Below are 13,293 nucleotides of genomic sequence, written 5' to 3'. Positions count from 1 at the left end.
CACGGTCTGCCGTTACGATTATCAGTGGCGCTGGAGAGCGACAATTCCCGAATTCGCAGTGGCCTGGCTGTCCACCCGGTTTCAGGGGACTATGATCTGGTGGTTGTTGGCCGGTTGTGGCGCTTCCTAGAATGTGCACAGGCACCTGCGGGGGAGACTGACGGCCCATGCCGAGCCGAGCCAAGCTCTGGGGCCTGTTGCTCATCATGGTTGCGGCCTCGGCCCTGCTGGCCGGGCTCGCCTATTGGCGGGGCGACTCGAGCGCGAGGCGGGGGCCCCAGCGCCCGGCTCCCGTTCCCCTGCCGGCCTGGCTGCCCGACCTCGTCGCCCGTGTCGATGGCCTTCCCATCAGGCGTGAAGCTGTGCGCGAGGCCCTTGCCGAGCTGCCCGCCCCCACGCCGGAGGACCTTCGCCAGGCTGTCCTCCGGCTCATTGACCGGACATTGATCAACCAGGCGCTGGCCGCCCTCGAGGACGCTGCGCCGGTTGCCGACGCCGAGGAACGGCTCGCCCACCAGGTCGTCATCAAGCCCGACGAGGTCGATGCGCTCTGGAAGAGCCACCGGGACGTGTTTTACGGGGACTTCCTGTCCCTACGTCGGGTCGCGGCGGCTACGGAAGCGGAGGCGCGGGCCATCCGGGCGCGCCTGTCCGACTCGCTCCGGACCGGTGTCGGAGAATCACCGGACAGCGGTGCCGCCTGGGTCGGTCCCGGCGAGCTGGATTGGGAGATCGAGCAGGCGCTGCGGGGCGTGGCGCCGGGACAGGTCAGCGAGCCCATCTGGGCGGAGGGGCAGGTGCTAGTCTTCCAGGTCCTCGCGAGAAAGCTGGCGGAAGAGACCTCCTTTGCCGATTGGCGGCCGCGCCTGACTCGCCATCTGCGCGCCGAGCGGTGGCACCGCGAGCGTCCCAGGTGGCTGCGGCTGCGGGCCGCCTGCGCGGACCTTGACGCGGCACCGGAGCTGAGCCTGCCGTCGGTTGCCGCCGCGGAAGCCTATTTCCGCACGCACCCCGACGTGGTCGCCGTGGTGGACGGGCGGGAGATCACCTTCGCGGCGCTCGAGCGGCGGCTCGCCCAACACCGCAGCATGCGGCCGGCCTCCCATCAGCACCATCCGGTTTCGGAGGGCGAGGTGCGGACGGTGCTCGCCCGGATGATCGAGAGCGAGGTAATCCGCGCCGAAGGGGAGCAGCGCGGCCTCCGGGTCGAGGAGACCGAGGTCCAGGACCGGCTCAGGAGCCTCCGGAGCGGGTTCGCCTCGGATGCGGAGTTGGACGGGATGCTCCGGGCGAACGCGACGAGCCTGGCGGAGTGGTTGGAGACGACCCGCAACGGCCTCCTGTACCTGAAGACAGAGCGGGCCGCGGAGGCTCGCCTGGCGGTGGATCCTGAGGAGCTCGCGGAGTACTGGGAGCAGAACAAGGAGGCGCTCCGGCAGGATCGCGTCAGGGTAACCGGGCTCCCCTTCGAGTCCGAGCCGAGCGCCCGGAACGCCCTCGCGCAGCTTCGCGCTGGCCGGCCCTTCGAGGCCCTCGGTCGAGACACAGGGGCGTCCCAGGCGCCGATGCAGGCATGGCTCTCCCGAGCCCAGGTGCCTCCCGAAGCTTGGGCGGAGCTCTGGGCGGCCGCGCCGCGCGCCGTGGTGGGGCCGGTCCGGTTTCGGGAGGGATTCTGGTTGTTCCGGGTTGACGATCGGCAGGAGGCTGGCGCGCAGACGGCCGCCGACCATCGCGAGGCGATGGAGGAGATTGTGCGCCACACCCGGTGGCTGCTGACCGAGCGTGTCCGGTGGGTGGCGTCGCTGCTTGAGCGCAGCACGATCTGGAACCGCTTCGAGCTGACGCTCAAGCTCGGCCAGCGGCCTCCAGCCGGCTTCGAGGTGCTGCGCGGGCGCGCGCCGGCTGTCGTCGTCGTGGCGGCGGCGCGGACCTGCCCCGCTGGGCTCTGCGAGTCCGTCGGGGGGACCGGGAGTGGCCTGGTCCCGATCCGGTTCGTCCTTGGCCACGCCGCTGAGCGCGTGGCCCAGGCATGGCACCTCCCGACCCTGCCCTGGGCCTTCGCGTTGGACGAGCGGGGCATGGTCGCGGGCGAATGTCCGGGGCCGCTGACGGATCGGATCCTCGAGCGGTTGGCTCAGCGCCTCGAGGCGGTGCCGCACGAGGGGCACCATGCCGCGTTCTAGCGCGAGCCATGCCTGGATGATGGCCGGCGTGCTCGTGTTGCTGGGCTTCGTCGCGCTTGGTGAGCCGCCCTGCTACGGCAGCGTCATCCGGCTGCGGATCGTCCCCCAGGCGGAGCTCATCGAGCGGTTCCTCAACGTGTCCGTCGAGCTGCTCAACGAAGGGGACGAGCCGGCCTTCATGCTGCAGGCGACGATTGAGGCCGAGGGACGGTCCGTCACGGTCCCGATGCTCACTCGGCTCGGCGTCGGGGACGGCGCCAAGATGGCCATCCACCTGCCTGTCGGGGAGCTGGGGCCTGGCTCCTACAGCGCGGTCGTGCGGATCCAGTACACGGACGCGAACGGCTATGCCTTCTCCACCATCGCCGTGACGCCCTTCAGCAAGTGGGAACAGACGCTCTCCCTGGTGACGGCGACGATCCGGTCGGCGGAGCTGGCCTCCTCCGCCGGGGTGCGCGTGCGCGTGCGCAACCTGGATCGGCGGCCCCACGAGGTCCGGCTTCGGCTCGTCGCGCCGCGCGAGCTGGCCGTGTCGCCCGCCGCCGCCCGCCTGAGCCTGCTGGCAGGCGCGCGGCAGGAGGTCGCCTTCGACCTGTCGAGCGAGTCCGCGCTGCCGGGCAGCGCCTACGTCGTGGCTGCGATCGTGGATTCCGAGGATCAGGGGCGGCACACATCCACCACGGTCTCCGCCTCGGTCCGGATCCTCGCCCCGGCTTGGTCTCGATACCGGACTCTGGCGGCGGTCGGCGGCCTGGCGGTCCTGCCGCTGCTCGTGGTAGCAGTCCTGCGCCTGCGTCGTCGCTTCCGGCGGGCGGCCAAGCTCCGCCCGCCGGAGCGCCAGGCCTTCCGGAGGTCTCCGGTGTGAGGCGGGTGGACGCTGCCGTTTCAGCCGAGGGCCCGCCTCGCCCCGCCTGGGAGCCCTGGGCCGATGCGCTCGTGCTCGGCGCGGTCCTGGCCTTCGTCGCGCTGCGCCTCCAGCCCGACCTGCTCCTGCTGCCGACGACCCCCTCCGGCGGCGACATCCTGTCCCACTACGCGACCGCGGTGTACTTCCGCGAGCATCTGCTGCCGGCCTGGAAGCTCTCCGGCTGGGCCCAGGGCAACTACGCGGGGTTCCCGATCCTGCAGTTCTATTTTCCGCTGCCCTTCCTGCTGATGGCGGGCTTGAGCGCGGTCGTGGCCTTACCGGTCGCCTTCAAGCTCGTGACGGTGCTGGGGACCGTGACGCTGCCGCTGGCCGCCTACGCTGTGGTGCGCCTGGCGGGGCGCCCCTTCCCGGCACCGGCGCTCGCCGCTGTCGCCACACCGATCTTCCTCTTCCAGGAAGGCAACTCGATGTGGGGCGGGAACGTCATGAGTACGCTGGCCGGCGAGTTCGCCTTCAGTCTCGGGCTGAGCCTGGCGGTTCTGTGCCTCGGGACCGTCTGGGCCGGCATCGAGCGCGGGCGCGGGCTGGCCGCCAACGCCGTCCTGCTCGCGCTGGTCGGGCTGGCACACGGCTACGCGCTGCTCGTTGCCGGATTGACGACGTTGGGCCTGGCGGCGCTGACCCGCGACCGGTGGGCGGCGATCCGATATCTGTTGGCGGTCTACGGGCTGGCCTTCTGCCTGCTCGGGTGGTGGCTCCTCCCGCTGCTGGCGAACTTGCCCTACACGACGGCCTTCGCGCCGGCCTGGTTCATCAAGGAGTGGACGGAGGTACTGCCGCGGGATCTGTGGGGCCCGGCCGCGGCGGCCTGCGGCTGGAGTCTCTGGCTGGCGATCCGGCGCGTCCGGTGGGGCGCGCCGGTGGATTCGGTCAGTCTCTACTTCTGGTACGGCATCGGAATCAGCGCCGCTGGCTACCTGCTGGGGCCTTGGCTGGGGGTCGTGGACGTGCGGTTTATCCCGTTCGGGCAGTTCCTGCTCCTGCTCCTCGCAGCCGTCGGGGTGGGCACGCTGGCCCGGCGGATCCCGGGCGGGCCCCTGCCCGTGCTGGGGCTTGCGGGCTTGCTGACCGGCTGGAGCGTGTCCCAGAGCAGCCAGATCCCGAGCTGGATCGCCTGGAACTACGCGGGTGCGGAGCAGAAGGGCCTGTGGCCGGCCTTCGTTGGCGTCAACCGGGTCCTGACCGGGACCGCGAGCGATCCGCGCGTGGTCTACGAGCATTCCATGATCCACAACGGCGCCGGGACGCCGCGTGTCTTCGAGACGCTGCCGCTCTACTCGGGACGCTCGACGCTGGAGGGGCTGTACCTGCAGGCCTCCCCGACCGCGCCGTTCGTGTTTTATGTCCAGGCGGAGCTGTCGAAGGAGGCGTCCTGCCCCTTCTCTCATGTGGCCTGCACGCATTTCAACCTGCCCGACGCGCTCCGCCACCTGCGGCTGTTCAACGTCGGCGAGATCATTGCCGTCAGCGACCAGTTGAAGGAAGCGTTGCGCAAGCGGACCGACGTCGAGCTGCTCGCGCGGGTGCCCCCCTACGAGGTGTTTCGCCTCCGGGAGCCCCCTCCCCCCGGCTACGTGGAGCCACTCGCCTTCGAGCCGGTGCTGGTCCGGGAGGGGAACTGGAAGGACCTCGCCTACCGGTGGTTCCGGCTGACGGACCAGCTCGACGTCCCGCTCGTCTTTCCGGTCAATGTGCCGGATTCGGTACTGGCGCGCTTCGTCACGGTTTCGCCGGACGCGATCGGGCACTTGCCGCGCCGGCCGGTGCCGTTGGGCGACGGCTCCTCCGGCCCGGTGCGGACGTGGCTGTCCGAGGAGACGATCGAGTTCGACACGCCCTACGTCGGTCGGCCCCACCTGATCCGGGTCTCCTACCATCCGAACTGGCGGGTGGAGGGCGCCCAGACGATTTATCTGGTCTCGCCGGCCTTCATGTTGGTCTATCCGAAGCAGGGCCACGTCCGTCTGTGGTACGGATGGGCCTGGCCGGACCGGCTGGGCGCGGGCCTGACGGGCGCGGCGGTCCTCGGGCTTCTGCTGGCCCGGCTCCCTACGCGGCGGCGTTGGATCACCGCGGCCGCGCCCTTCTTCCCCGCGCCCGTGCGCCAGGGCCTCGGAACAGTCGGCGGGCTCAGCGCCGCGAGCCTGCCCATCGGGCTCGTGACGGTCGCGCTCGCGCTGGGGCGGCTTGATCCCTCGCCGCACGTCCTGCTCAACGAGGGGATCCAGGCCCGGGACCGCCGCGATTACGACGGAGCCGTGGATCGGCTCCGCCGCGTCCTGGCGCGCGCGCCGTCCTCGGGTGCGGCCGAGCAGGCCGCCTACTACCTGGCGACGGTCTCCTATCTGCGCGGGGACATGGAACGGGCGCTCCAGGACTTCGGCGCGATGATCCGTCTCTACCCGTCAAGCCCCTTCGTGCCCGAAGGGTACTACCATCTCGGACTGGCCAACCAGCGGCTGGGCCGGCTGGCCGAGGCGCGTGCGGCCTTCCGGACGGTCCGCGATCAGTTTCCGGAGTCGGCCTGGGCCCGCTACGCGCAGGACCGGCTGGCCGAACTCGTCGAGCCGAGCGGCGCTCGTGAGGGGCCGTGAACGGGAAGGGAGCCTGCAAGCCCAGGCCCGGTCTCGATCAGCCGGGAAAACAGAGCGCCAGGCTCTGCTCGGCCGTCCGGACGGTGAGCCCGATCTGGGCCAAGTCCGCCGCCGAGGGCACGTGGACCATGGTCTTGAGCCCCAGGAGATGCTCCGACGTGAGGGGAAGGGGGATCCGCCACCGCTCGAGCAGCCGGAGCAGCCATAAGGTCTCCTCCATCGGCAGCGGGACGAAGAGGCAGCGTCGGTTCAGCCGGGCGGCGATCTTCGCGAACAGCTCCCGCATCGTCAATCCCTCGGGCTCCGCCACGACGTAGGTCCCCGTCAGCCGCTTGTCCACCGCCAGCTCGACGGCCTGGCAGACATCGTCAATGAAGATGGTCTGGATGATCTGCCGGCCGCCGTCGAAGATCGGCACGAGGCCGAGTCGGCGAAGCTGCGTCGCCAGGGCGTGGAACGTTCCGCCTGGGCCTGGGCCGAGGATCAGGCCGGGCCGGATCACGAGGTCGCGCGCGGGATCCAGCCGCCGCTCCAGCTCGAACTTGCTCCGGCCGTAGTAGGACTCCGCGCCGGCGTGCGCGCCCGTGCTGGAGATGAACACGAATTGGGCGGCTCCCGCCCGCCGGCTCAGCTCGTACACGGCCAGGGTGCCGAGATGGTTCACCCGGTGCGCGTCCGCCGGCGGCAGCCGCCGGGTGGCGTAGGCGGCGTGCACGACGACCGCGGCCCCCTCGAAGGCCGCCGGATCCAGGTCGTCCGGGAGGAGACCACGGTAGAGGGTAATGCCTGGCTCTCGGAACCGCGCGGTCTCCGGACGCCGCGCCAGGCCGCGCACGGCCCAGCCCTGCCGCCGGAAATGCTCGCAGAGGCGGCGTCCCAGGAAACCGGTCGCGCCTGTGACCAGCACGGTTCGCCCCGCGCTGGTCATCGGTCCCGCAGCACGGCGGCGACGTGCTCGCCGATCCGGTTGGCGTTGGCCATCATGGTGAAGGTGAGCCCCTTGGCGGGGAGATAGGGGAAGCTGGCTCCGTCCGCGACGTACACGGCTCGGGTTCCGCGGAGCCGCCCGTCCGGCGTCACCGTCAGCTCCCGGTCCTCCCAGGTCATGGGCAAGGTCCCGCCGTAATGCGCGCTCGCGGCGTGACCGGGCCGCACCCGCTTGAGGGGCAGGCAGCCGAGCCGGAGGAATAGGCGCAGGAGCCGGCGCTCCTGGCGGCGCTGTCGGGCCAGTTGCTCCTCGGGAAGTGTATAGACGAGCTCGAGCCGGTCCGGCTCGCCCAGCCGTCCCCGGTGGAGCCGGCAGAACTTCCCGGGCCCGGGGCGATCTTCATGATCAATCGCCAGAATGGCCAGGGCCGGGAGCAGCAGTTGCGTGAGTCGCATGCCCTCGCGGTGTGGCAGGGGCAGCTCCTGAATCAGCCGGAAGTTGAGCAACGAGCGGTAGGAATGGATATGGGCGTGGAGCAGCGGCTCGCCGGGCTCCCGCGGGTCGAAGACCAGACAGAGCTGGGCGAGGCTGTGCTTGTCGCGGCTCGGCAGCCGGCCCAGCATGCCGAGGTTCAACATCGGCACGAGGGTGTAGGGGTTGGCGACCAGGGGCACCGGGACGCCGTACCGCTGCAGCGAGCGGAGCACAATGCGCGTGGTGCCGAGCGCCCCAGCCGCGAGGATCAGGCTGCGGCCCTCGTGCGTCTCCGGCTGTCCAGTCTGCAGGTTGGTGCCCATGACCGTGACGCGGCCGTCGCCCTGTTCCCGGAAGGCGGAGACCAGGATCGGGCGATGGTAGGCGAAGCTGGGATACGCCTGCAACTCGGCCAGCGTGTAGTGCGGCCGGTAGACGCTCCGGTCGGTGTCCGCCCAGAAGGACATGTCCAGGTACCGGTCGGGCCCACGGCCGCGATAGGGCCGGCTCAGCGCAGCCAGCCGGGGCTGTCCCAGGTAGAGACCGCAAGCGTTGAAGCGCGCCCGGCGCCGTCGGTAGCGCGCGAGGATCAGCGCGGCGTTCCGGTCGTTGCGGAGCGGAGGCAGCAGGGACTTGCACTCGCCGTAGAAGGGGAGCAGGTCGTCCCGCGCGCCGCTGATGCCGATGCGCTCGGCGACGATCTCGTAGTGCGGCGCCAGCTCGTGCCAGGTGACCGGAAAGCCCGCAAGGTCCCGCTCCGTGTAGGGGAAGGCGCCGGCGCCCCAGGCGCTCGCCAGGCCGCCCCGCGCCAGGCTTTCCAGCGGGAAGAACGACTCCGAGACGATCGGCGTCAGCACGTCCACCCCTTCGACGACGTACTGGCGCGGTGGGGTCAATTGCGCCCCGACCCGGATCGCCCCGAACGGCACGCCCTCGAACCGCTCGCCGAGCATATACCGGGCCTGCGCCTGGTCCGTCCGGCGGATGTCCACGAACGAGGCGTCGGGAATGAGCGGGGCGTAGAGGCGGTCCTCATGCCCCACGTCCAGCAGGGTCACGCGATAGCCGGCGGCGGCGAGCGGGACCGCGGCGTGCACGCCGCTGGCCCCGGAGCCGACAACAAGGACGTCGCTGATCATCGGGCTCGCATGACGACCAGGTACAGGGGAAGCCCGACCACGGTCTTGGCTAGGCTGGTGAGCCCATACAGGACGATCCGGAGCCACGCCACGATCGGGGGCAGGCGCTGAGGAAAGAACCAGTCGGTGAACTCCGGCGTCGTCTCGAGGAGCGCCACCGTCACCAGGAGCTTTTTGCGCAGCAGGGCCCGAGGCTCCAAGAGTCCCAGGGCCGCGTCCAGGAACGGAAGGCTCCAGGGGTGTTCCCTGGCGAAGGCCACCAGGGCGAGATCTCCGGGACAAGCCTCGTCGAGCAAGAGGATCGTGTGGGCGCGGACATAGCGGTCCATCAGCGCGCGTGGTGGCGAGTGCCCGGTCAGATAGCGGGCAAAGAGCAGGCACTCCGCCGCGACGGCACCGGCGCGAACCGCCGCCTCCGTCTGCGCGGCTTCTCGGGTGAGGGGTTGGGCTGCCGATGGGCTCATGGTCTACACATCCGCAAGAGGCGTCCCCCGCATGACTGGGGGTGAGCCGGCCATTGGTCCCGCGCGATCAGCCGCTTCCAACCGGAATCTCGTTGAGGAGGTCCGGCTGCGGGAGCCGGACCCATTCGCCGGTGGGGAGTGTCGCCACATCGCCGCAGGATTTGGTCCTCGCCAGGGCCATGCGCCCGACGACCTGGCGCCCAGGACCCCGGAGCGTCACGACCCACCGGGACGATTCCTGCGGCCTACAACGGATGAGCGTCGGCACCGGCGCGCTGCCGGCGGCGAGGCGGAGGTCCGTCAGCCAGCGCTCGAGTCGCTCCGCTTGCCGCTCGGGCAGGTCGGCCGTCGGGGCGATTCCTGCCCGGACCCACCCTCGCGGGGTTCTGATCCACGACAGGACCCGGTCCCGGTTGCGGAACTCCACCGCGGTGATCGGGTCCGCGCCCTGGATTAAGTGCTTGTCCCGGAGCGCAAATGCGTCGGGGAAGAGCAGTGGGAGCTGGGCTGCGGGCAGCTCGAACTCGAGGGCAGGCTGGTCGGAACGGCGGACCAGGATCGCGTCGCCTCTCCGGAACAGCTCGGCGGTCAGGCTGGTCTGGCCGGCCGCCATCCGGATCGAGCCCAGGCGGGTGCGCAGCGCGCGCCGGCCGGCTCCCGTATCGGGGAGGCGGACGGCCGCAGCGGTGAGCGCCGCGAGTCGCTTGAGCCATTCCGTCATGACCTGGGTGTCCGCTCGCGTGCGGATCGGGGCGGTGAGCATCCAGCCGGTGCCGCCCGCCTGGAGCGTCAGCCGGGCGCCGTCGCGGGCCACCTCGATCGTCCGGAGTGGGTCGAGCGCGATGGGGAAGATCCGCTGGTCCAGCAGGTCAGTCGCCTCCTTGGGCAGGGCCTGCAGGCTGTCCTTCGGCACCAGGACGATCCCGTCGCGCTCGGAGCTGCGGGCATAGATCATTTTGCCGTTGGGCGACCCTCCACCCAGCTCGATCTAGTGGCTCGTTCCGCGGTCTTCCAGCACGATCCTGGTGCGTGGGTCGTCGGGACCGAGTCCGTACTGGCTCAGGGATGTTCCCTGCGGCTGGATGAGCTGCTCGGCCGGGATCTTGTGCAGGACGAGCAGGGCGCGCTCCGCCAGGTAGGCGTCGGCGCGAGCCTGGAATGGCGTCTGGACGAGCCACCCCTGCCCCTCGCCGCGCTTGATCGAGAAGGCCACCCGCCCACGGCGTACCGCGAGGCGGGTGACGGTGCTGGGCTCGAAGGTCAGCAGCGGCTGCGCCCGGGCGGCCTGTCCGGCCTGCGCGGGCGCCTGCTCGGCGACCGGCCGGATCTTGGCCCAGGTCCCCCAGACGACCGCCAGGAGAAAGAGGAGGCCAGCGAAGGTGAGGAGGTTGCGCATAGGAGGCCGGACCGGTCGTGCCTCAGACCCGCGTGCACCGATACCGCCAGATGCCCCACCCGGTGCAGGTGATCAGGATGGGCAGCGCCACCACGGGAATCGCAAACAGGAGGTTGGCCTGTTGCTCCGAGAGGATGATTGGGCTGACGTTGGCCTCGTGCGGCCGGATGGTGAACGCGTCGAGTCCCTGGATGAGCCAGTTGACCATGTTCAGGAAGAGGTCCCGGTTGCCGGAGAAGTTGACGTACACGTTGCTCAAGAAGTCGGAGTCGCCGACCACCACCAGCCGCGGGCTTCCTTTGATATCCGAGAGCATGGTTCTGGGCTGGGCTGCCACAGCCAGGCTGAAGGGGCCCCGGGCCTCCTGGCTCGGGTCGAACTGGGGCGGGCCCGCGCCCACGCTGGACTCGGCCCAGCTCTGGTTCGTGGTCTGGGCCAGCGGGACGCCGGCGTAGTCCGGGTTCCGATGATCCACGAAGACCGGGCGGACCTCGGCGAACAGCGTGGGCAGCTTCAACTCGCGCACGATCTCGTGGGTCGTATAGATGGTAACCAGTGGCAGCGTGAAGGAGCCGCCGAATGTGCGGGCGCCCTGATCCACGACGACGCCGGCGCCCAGGGTGAGGCCCCACTCCGCCAGGAGCGGCTCGAGGCCCGTCTCGGTGTGTGGGTCCGCGAGCACGGCCAGGCGGCCGCCCCGTTGCAGGTACTGCCGGAGGCTCGCCACCTCGGCGGCCTGGAGGGGGATCTTGGGGCCGGCGACGACGAGCGTCGCCGCATCGTTCGGGACCGGCTCCCCGTTCAAGAGCTTGACGGACTTGGGGATGAAGCCTTCCTGCTCAAGGACCGCCCGGAGCTGGGCGTAGCCCGGCTTCAAGCTGTCGGTCAGCTCGTGTTCGCCGTGGCCTTCGAGGAAGTAGAGGGCCTGGCCGCGGTCACGCCACGCGCGGAGGAGCGCACGGGTGACCTCGGCCTCCGTGATCGCCGTGCCGCGCGCCTGCCGGCCGGTCGCGGTGGTCACCACGATCGTCCCGTATTGGCTCACGCCGAACTCCTTGGCCTGGGCCGGGTGCTGGTCGGGATCGAGGACGCGGTAGCGAAGCTTGGGCGACCTGGCCGCGTAGGTGTCGAGCAGCTCCTGCCCCTTGCGTTCCTCATCGCTGCCCTTTTGCGCGAAGGCGTAGACCGTGACTTCCTGATCGAGCTGCTCGAGGAGGCTCAGGGTCTGGGGTGCCAGGGTGAAGCGCCGGGTTTCCGAAAGATCCCACCGCACGTCCCGATAGGCGGCGAGGGCGTTGACCACGACGAGCATGCCAGCGACCACGAGCACGATCACGACACTGTTGGCCCCCCGGAGCGCCCGGGCGACCGCGGGGAGCCGCAACCAGGTCAGCAGGAACGAGAGCCGCTTCATTTCCACCGGTTTGCCTCCACGACGCGATAGGCCATTGTCAGCCACAGCAGCGCAAGGCTCGTGAAGAAGACGATGGACGAGGTGCAGACCAGCCCCTGGACGAAGCTGTCGAAATGGACCGACACGGCGATCCTTCTCAGCGTGGTGGCCAGGAAGGTCAGCTCGGCGTCCTGTCCGATCAGGCCCACGACCCAGAGGACGAGGAGGATCCCAACGCCCGTGAACGCCGCGACGATCTGATACTCGGTCAGCGTGGACGCGAAGAGGCCCACAGCGATGAACACGAGCCCGAGGAGCCACAGGCCGAGATAGGCGGCCGCGAGCGCGGTCCAGGGGAAGACGGCGAACTGGCCGAGCAGCAGGGGCAGGACCGCGGTCAGCGCGAGCAGCACGGTGTAGATCAGCACCGCGGCGGCAAACTTGCCGCCGACGATCGCCACGATCGAGATGGGCGCGCTGAAGAGCAGGTCGTAGGTCCGCTGCCGGCGCTCCTCGGCGAACAGCCGCATGGTCAGCAGCGGCACGACAAACACCAGCACCAGCGCCATGTCCTGAAAGACAGGACGGAAGACGAGCTGAATCACGTTGAAGGCCGGCACCGAGCCCTGAAACTGCAGCCACTGCATGCTCCGCTCGCTGGCCAGCTTCGCGACCCCGTAGAACAGAAAGCCCACGATCGCGAGGAAGATGGCCGACACCACGTAGGCGACCGGGGAAGTGAGGTAGCTCCAGACCTCGCGCCGAGCAATCACCCAGAGCGTGCTCATGACTCCGCCTCCGGCTCGCTCGGATTCGTCAGGTTGAGGAAGACCTCTTCCAGGCTCATCGCGAGCGGGGCCAGCTCGGCCAGGCCCCAGGCGCGCTGGACCGCCAGCCGCGCGATCTCCTCCGTGAGATCCTTGCCCAGTTCGCACTCGACCACCCACCGTTGCTCGCCGGGGCCGCCGGGCTTGCCCTGGCCCCACCCCGTCGCCGAATAGACCCCGATCACGCCGGGGATGTGCCGCAGGCTGCGGAGCGCGTCGGGGGACGGGTGGCGGAGACGCACGACCAGTTTTTCCGATTTGCGCAGCCGCGCTGCCAGCCTCTCCTGCTCGTCCACGGCGGCGATGCGGCCGCGGTGCATGATGACGACCCGCTCACAGAGGGTGGTGGCCTCCGGCAGGATGTGGGTGCTCAGCAAGATCGTGTGCTCGCCGGCGAGCCGCCGGATGAACTGCCGCATCTCGTGGCTCTGGCGGGGGTCGAGTCCGCCGGTCGGCTCATCCAGGATCAGGATGGACGGGCCGTGGATCAGGGCCTGGGCGAGCCCGAGCCGTTGCTGGTAGCCCTTCGAGAGATTCTTGACCAGGCGGCGGCGCATTTCCTGGAGCCCGCAGCGCTCGATCACGCGCTCGCGTGCGACCCGGAGGTCCCGGCCGCGCAAGCCGCGCAGCGCGCCCAGGTAGTCCAGGTACTCGGGCACGGTCATGTCCGGATAGAGCGGGATGAATTCGGGCAGGTAACCGATCCGTCGCTTGGCCTCCGTCGCGTGGGTGATCATGTCGTAGCCTCCGACGCAGGCGGTGCCGCTGGTCGCGGGCATGCAGCCCGTGAGGATCCGCATCGTGGTTGTCTTGCCGGCCCCGTTGGGGCCGAGCAGCCCGACGATCTCGCCCGACCGCACGGAGAAGCTGATCGCGTCAATCGCGGTCACGTGCCCGTACCGCTTCGTCAAGTCCCGGACTTCAATCATGGAGCGTCTCCCTCTTTGCTCTCCTCATTCCCCTCGGT

At 70.1% G+C, this 13,293-nt stretch carries 11 protein-coding genes; 3 read left to right on the top strand and 8 right to left on the bottom strand.

Annotated features, from left to right (window positions below):
- Positions 1–167 precede the first annotated feature (167 nt).
- From ACWHYQ_RS18425 to ACWHYQ_RS18415, 3 genes are read left to right on the top strand one after another with little or no spacing between them, the layout of a single operon-like run.
- The gene (locus tag ACWHYQ_RS18425) at positions 168–2,183 is read left to right on the top strand and encodes a peptidyl-prolyl cis-trans isomerase (RefSeq protein WP_447973553.1); all 2,016 of its coding nucleotides are present in this window, start codon (positions 168–170) and stop codon (positions 2,181–2,183) included.
- The gene (locus ACWHYQ_RS18420) at positions 2,170–3,048 is read left to right on the top strand and encodes a hypothetical protein (protein WP_447973552.1); all 879 of its coding nucleotides are present in this window, start codon (positions 2,170–2,172) and stop codon (positions 3,046–3,048) included. The genes ACWHYQ_RS18425 and ACWHYQ_RS18420 overlap by 14 nt, the downstream gene beginning before the upstream one ends.
- Positions 3,045–5,705, top strand: a complete 2,661-nt coding sequence (locus ACWHYQ_RS18415; protein WP_447973551.1) for a 6-pyruvoyl-tetrahydropterin synthase-related protein — start codon at positions 3,045–3,047, stop codon at positions 5,703–5,705. The genes ACWHYQ_RS18420 and ACWHYQ_RS18415 overlap by 4 nt, the downstream gene beginning before the upstream one ends.
- A gap of 37 nt (positions 5,706–5,742) precedes the next feature.
- Here ACWHYQ_RS18415 and ACWHYQ_RS18410 read toward each other — a convergent pair whose 3' ends face one another.
- The 8 genes from ACWHYQ_RS18410 to ACWHYQ_RS18375 all read right to left on the bottom strand — a co-directional run bounded on the left by ACWHYQ_RS18410 (position 5,743) and on the right by ACWHYQ_RS18375 (position 13,255).
- Positions 5,743–6,633: an NAD-dependent epimerase/dehydratase family protein gene (locus ACWHYQ_RS18410; protein ID WP_447973550.1), complete on the bottom strand. Its 891-nt coding sequence runs from the start codon at positions 6,631–6,633 to the stop codon at positions 5,743–5,745.
- Positions 6,630–8,246, bottom strand: coding sequence for a GMC oxidoreductase (locus ACWHYQ_RS18405; RefSeq protein WP_447973549.1), 1,617 nt, complete (start codon positions 8,244–8,246; stop codon positions 6,630–6,632). The genes ACWHYQ_RS18410 and ACWHYQ_RS18405 overlap by 4 nt, the downstream gene beginning before the upstream one ends.
- Positions 8,243–8,710 (bottom strand): hypothetical protein, encoded by a 468-nt coding sequence (locus tag ACWHYQ_RS18400; RefSeq protein ID WP_447973548.1) that lies wholly within the window; start codon positions 8,708–8,710, stop codon positions 8,243–8,245. The genes ACWHYQ_RS18405 and ACWHYQ_RS18400 overlap by 4 nt, the downstream gene beginning before the upstream one ends.
- Before the next feature lie 67 nt (positions 8,711–8,777).
- A complete protein-coding gene (locus tag ACWHYQ_RS18395) occupies positions 8,778–9,692 on the bottom strand; it encodes a DUF4340 domain-containing protein (protein WP_447975599.1) in 915 nt (304 codons plus the stop codon).
- A 6-nt stretch (positions 9,693–9,698) separates the two neighbouring features.
- Entirely contained in the window at positions 9,699–10,106 is a 408-nt protein-coding gene (locus ACWHYQ_RS18390; RefSeq protein WP_447973547.1) for a hypothetical protein, read from the bottom strand.
- 22 nt (positions 10,107–10,128) lie between these two features.
- Positions 10,129–11,520 carry a GldG family protein gene (locus ACWHYQ_RS18385; RefSeq protein ID WP_447975598.1) on the bottom strand — a complete coding sequence of 464 codons (1,392 nt, stop codon included), beginning with the start codon at positions 11,518–11,520 and terminating at the stop codon, positions 10,129–10,131.
- Complete coding sequence (locus ACWHYQ_RS18380) at positions 11,517–12,287, bottom strand: ABC transporter permease (protein WP_447973546.1); 771 nt, start codon at positions 12,285–12,287, stop codon at positions 11,517–11,519. The genes ACWHYQ_RS18385 and ACWHYQ_RS18380 overlap by 4 nt, the downstream gene beginning before the upstream one ends.
- Positions 12,284–13,255 carry an ABC transporter ATP-binding protein gene (locus tag ACWHYQ_RS18375; protein WP_447973545.1) on the bottom strand — a complete coding sequence of 324 codons (972 nt, stop codon included), beginning with the start codon at positions 13,253–13,255 and terminating at the stop codon, positions 12,284–12,286. The genes ACWHYQ_RS18380 and ACWHYQ_RS18375 overlap by 4 nt, the downstream gene beginning before the upstream one ends.
- Positions 13,256–13,293: the final 38 nt, after the last annotated feature.

It is taken from the genome of Nitrospira sp. Kam-Ns4a (assembly GCF_965152595.1).
Note: the sequence above shows the minus strand (reverse complement) of the source record. Positions and strands in the feature narration are given on the sequence as shown.

Bases quoted from the DNA above. Each gene is read 5' to 3' on its own strand.
- ACWHYQ_RS18425 (WP_447973553.1), top strand. From the start codon at position 168: ATGCCGAGCCGAGCCAAGCTCTGGGGCCTGTTGCTCATCATGGTTGCG.
- ACWHYQ_RS18420 (WP_447973552.1), top strand. From the start codon at position 2,170: ATGCCGCGTTCTAGCGCGAGCCATGCCTGGATGATGGCCGGCGTGCTC.
- ACWHYQ_RS18410 (WP_447973550.1), bottom strand. From the start codon at position 6,633: ATGACCAGCGCGGGGCGAACCGTGCTGGTCACAGGCGCGACCGGTTTC.
- ACWHYQ_RS18405 (WP_447973549.1), bottom strand. From the start codon at position 8,246: ATGATCAGCGACGTCCTTGTTGTCGGCTCCGGGGCCAGCGGCGTGCAC.
- ACWHYQ_RS18400 (WP_447973548.1), bottom strand. From the start codon at position 8,710: ATGAGCCCATCGGCAGCCCAACCCCTCACCCGAGAAGCCGCGCAGACG.
- ACWHYQ_RS18390 (WP_447973547.1), bottom strand. From the start codon at position 10,106: ATGCGCAACCTCCTCACCTTCGCTGGCCTCCTCTTTCTCCTGGCGGTC.
- ACWHYQ_RS18385 (WP_447975598.1), bottom strand. From the start codon at position 11,520: ATGAAGCGGCTCTCGTTCCTGCTGACCTGGTTGCGGCTCCCCGCGGTC.
- ACWHYQ_RS18380 (WP_447973546.1), bottom strand. From the start codon at position 12,287: ATGAGCACGCTCTGGGTGATTGCTCGGCGCGAGGTCTGGAGCTACCTC.
- ACWHYQ_RS18375 (WP_447973545.1), bottom strand. From the start codon at position 13,255: ATGATTGAAGTCCGGGACTTGACGAAGCGGTACGGGCACGTGACCGCG.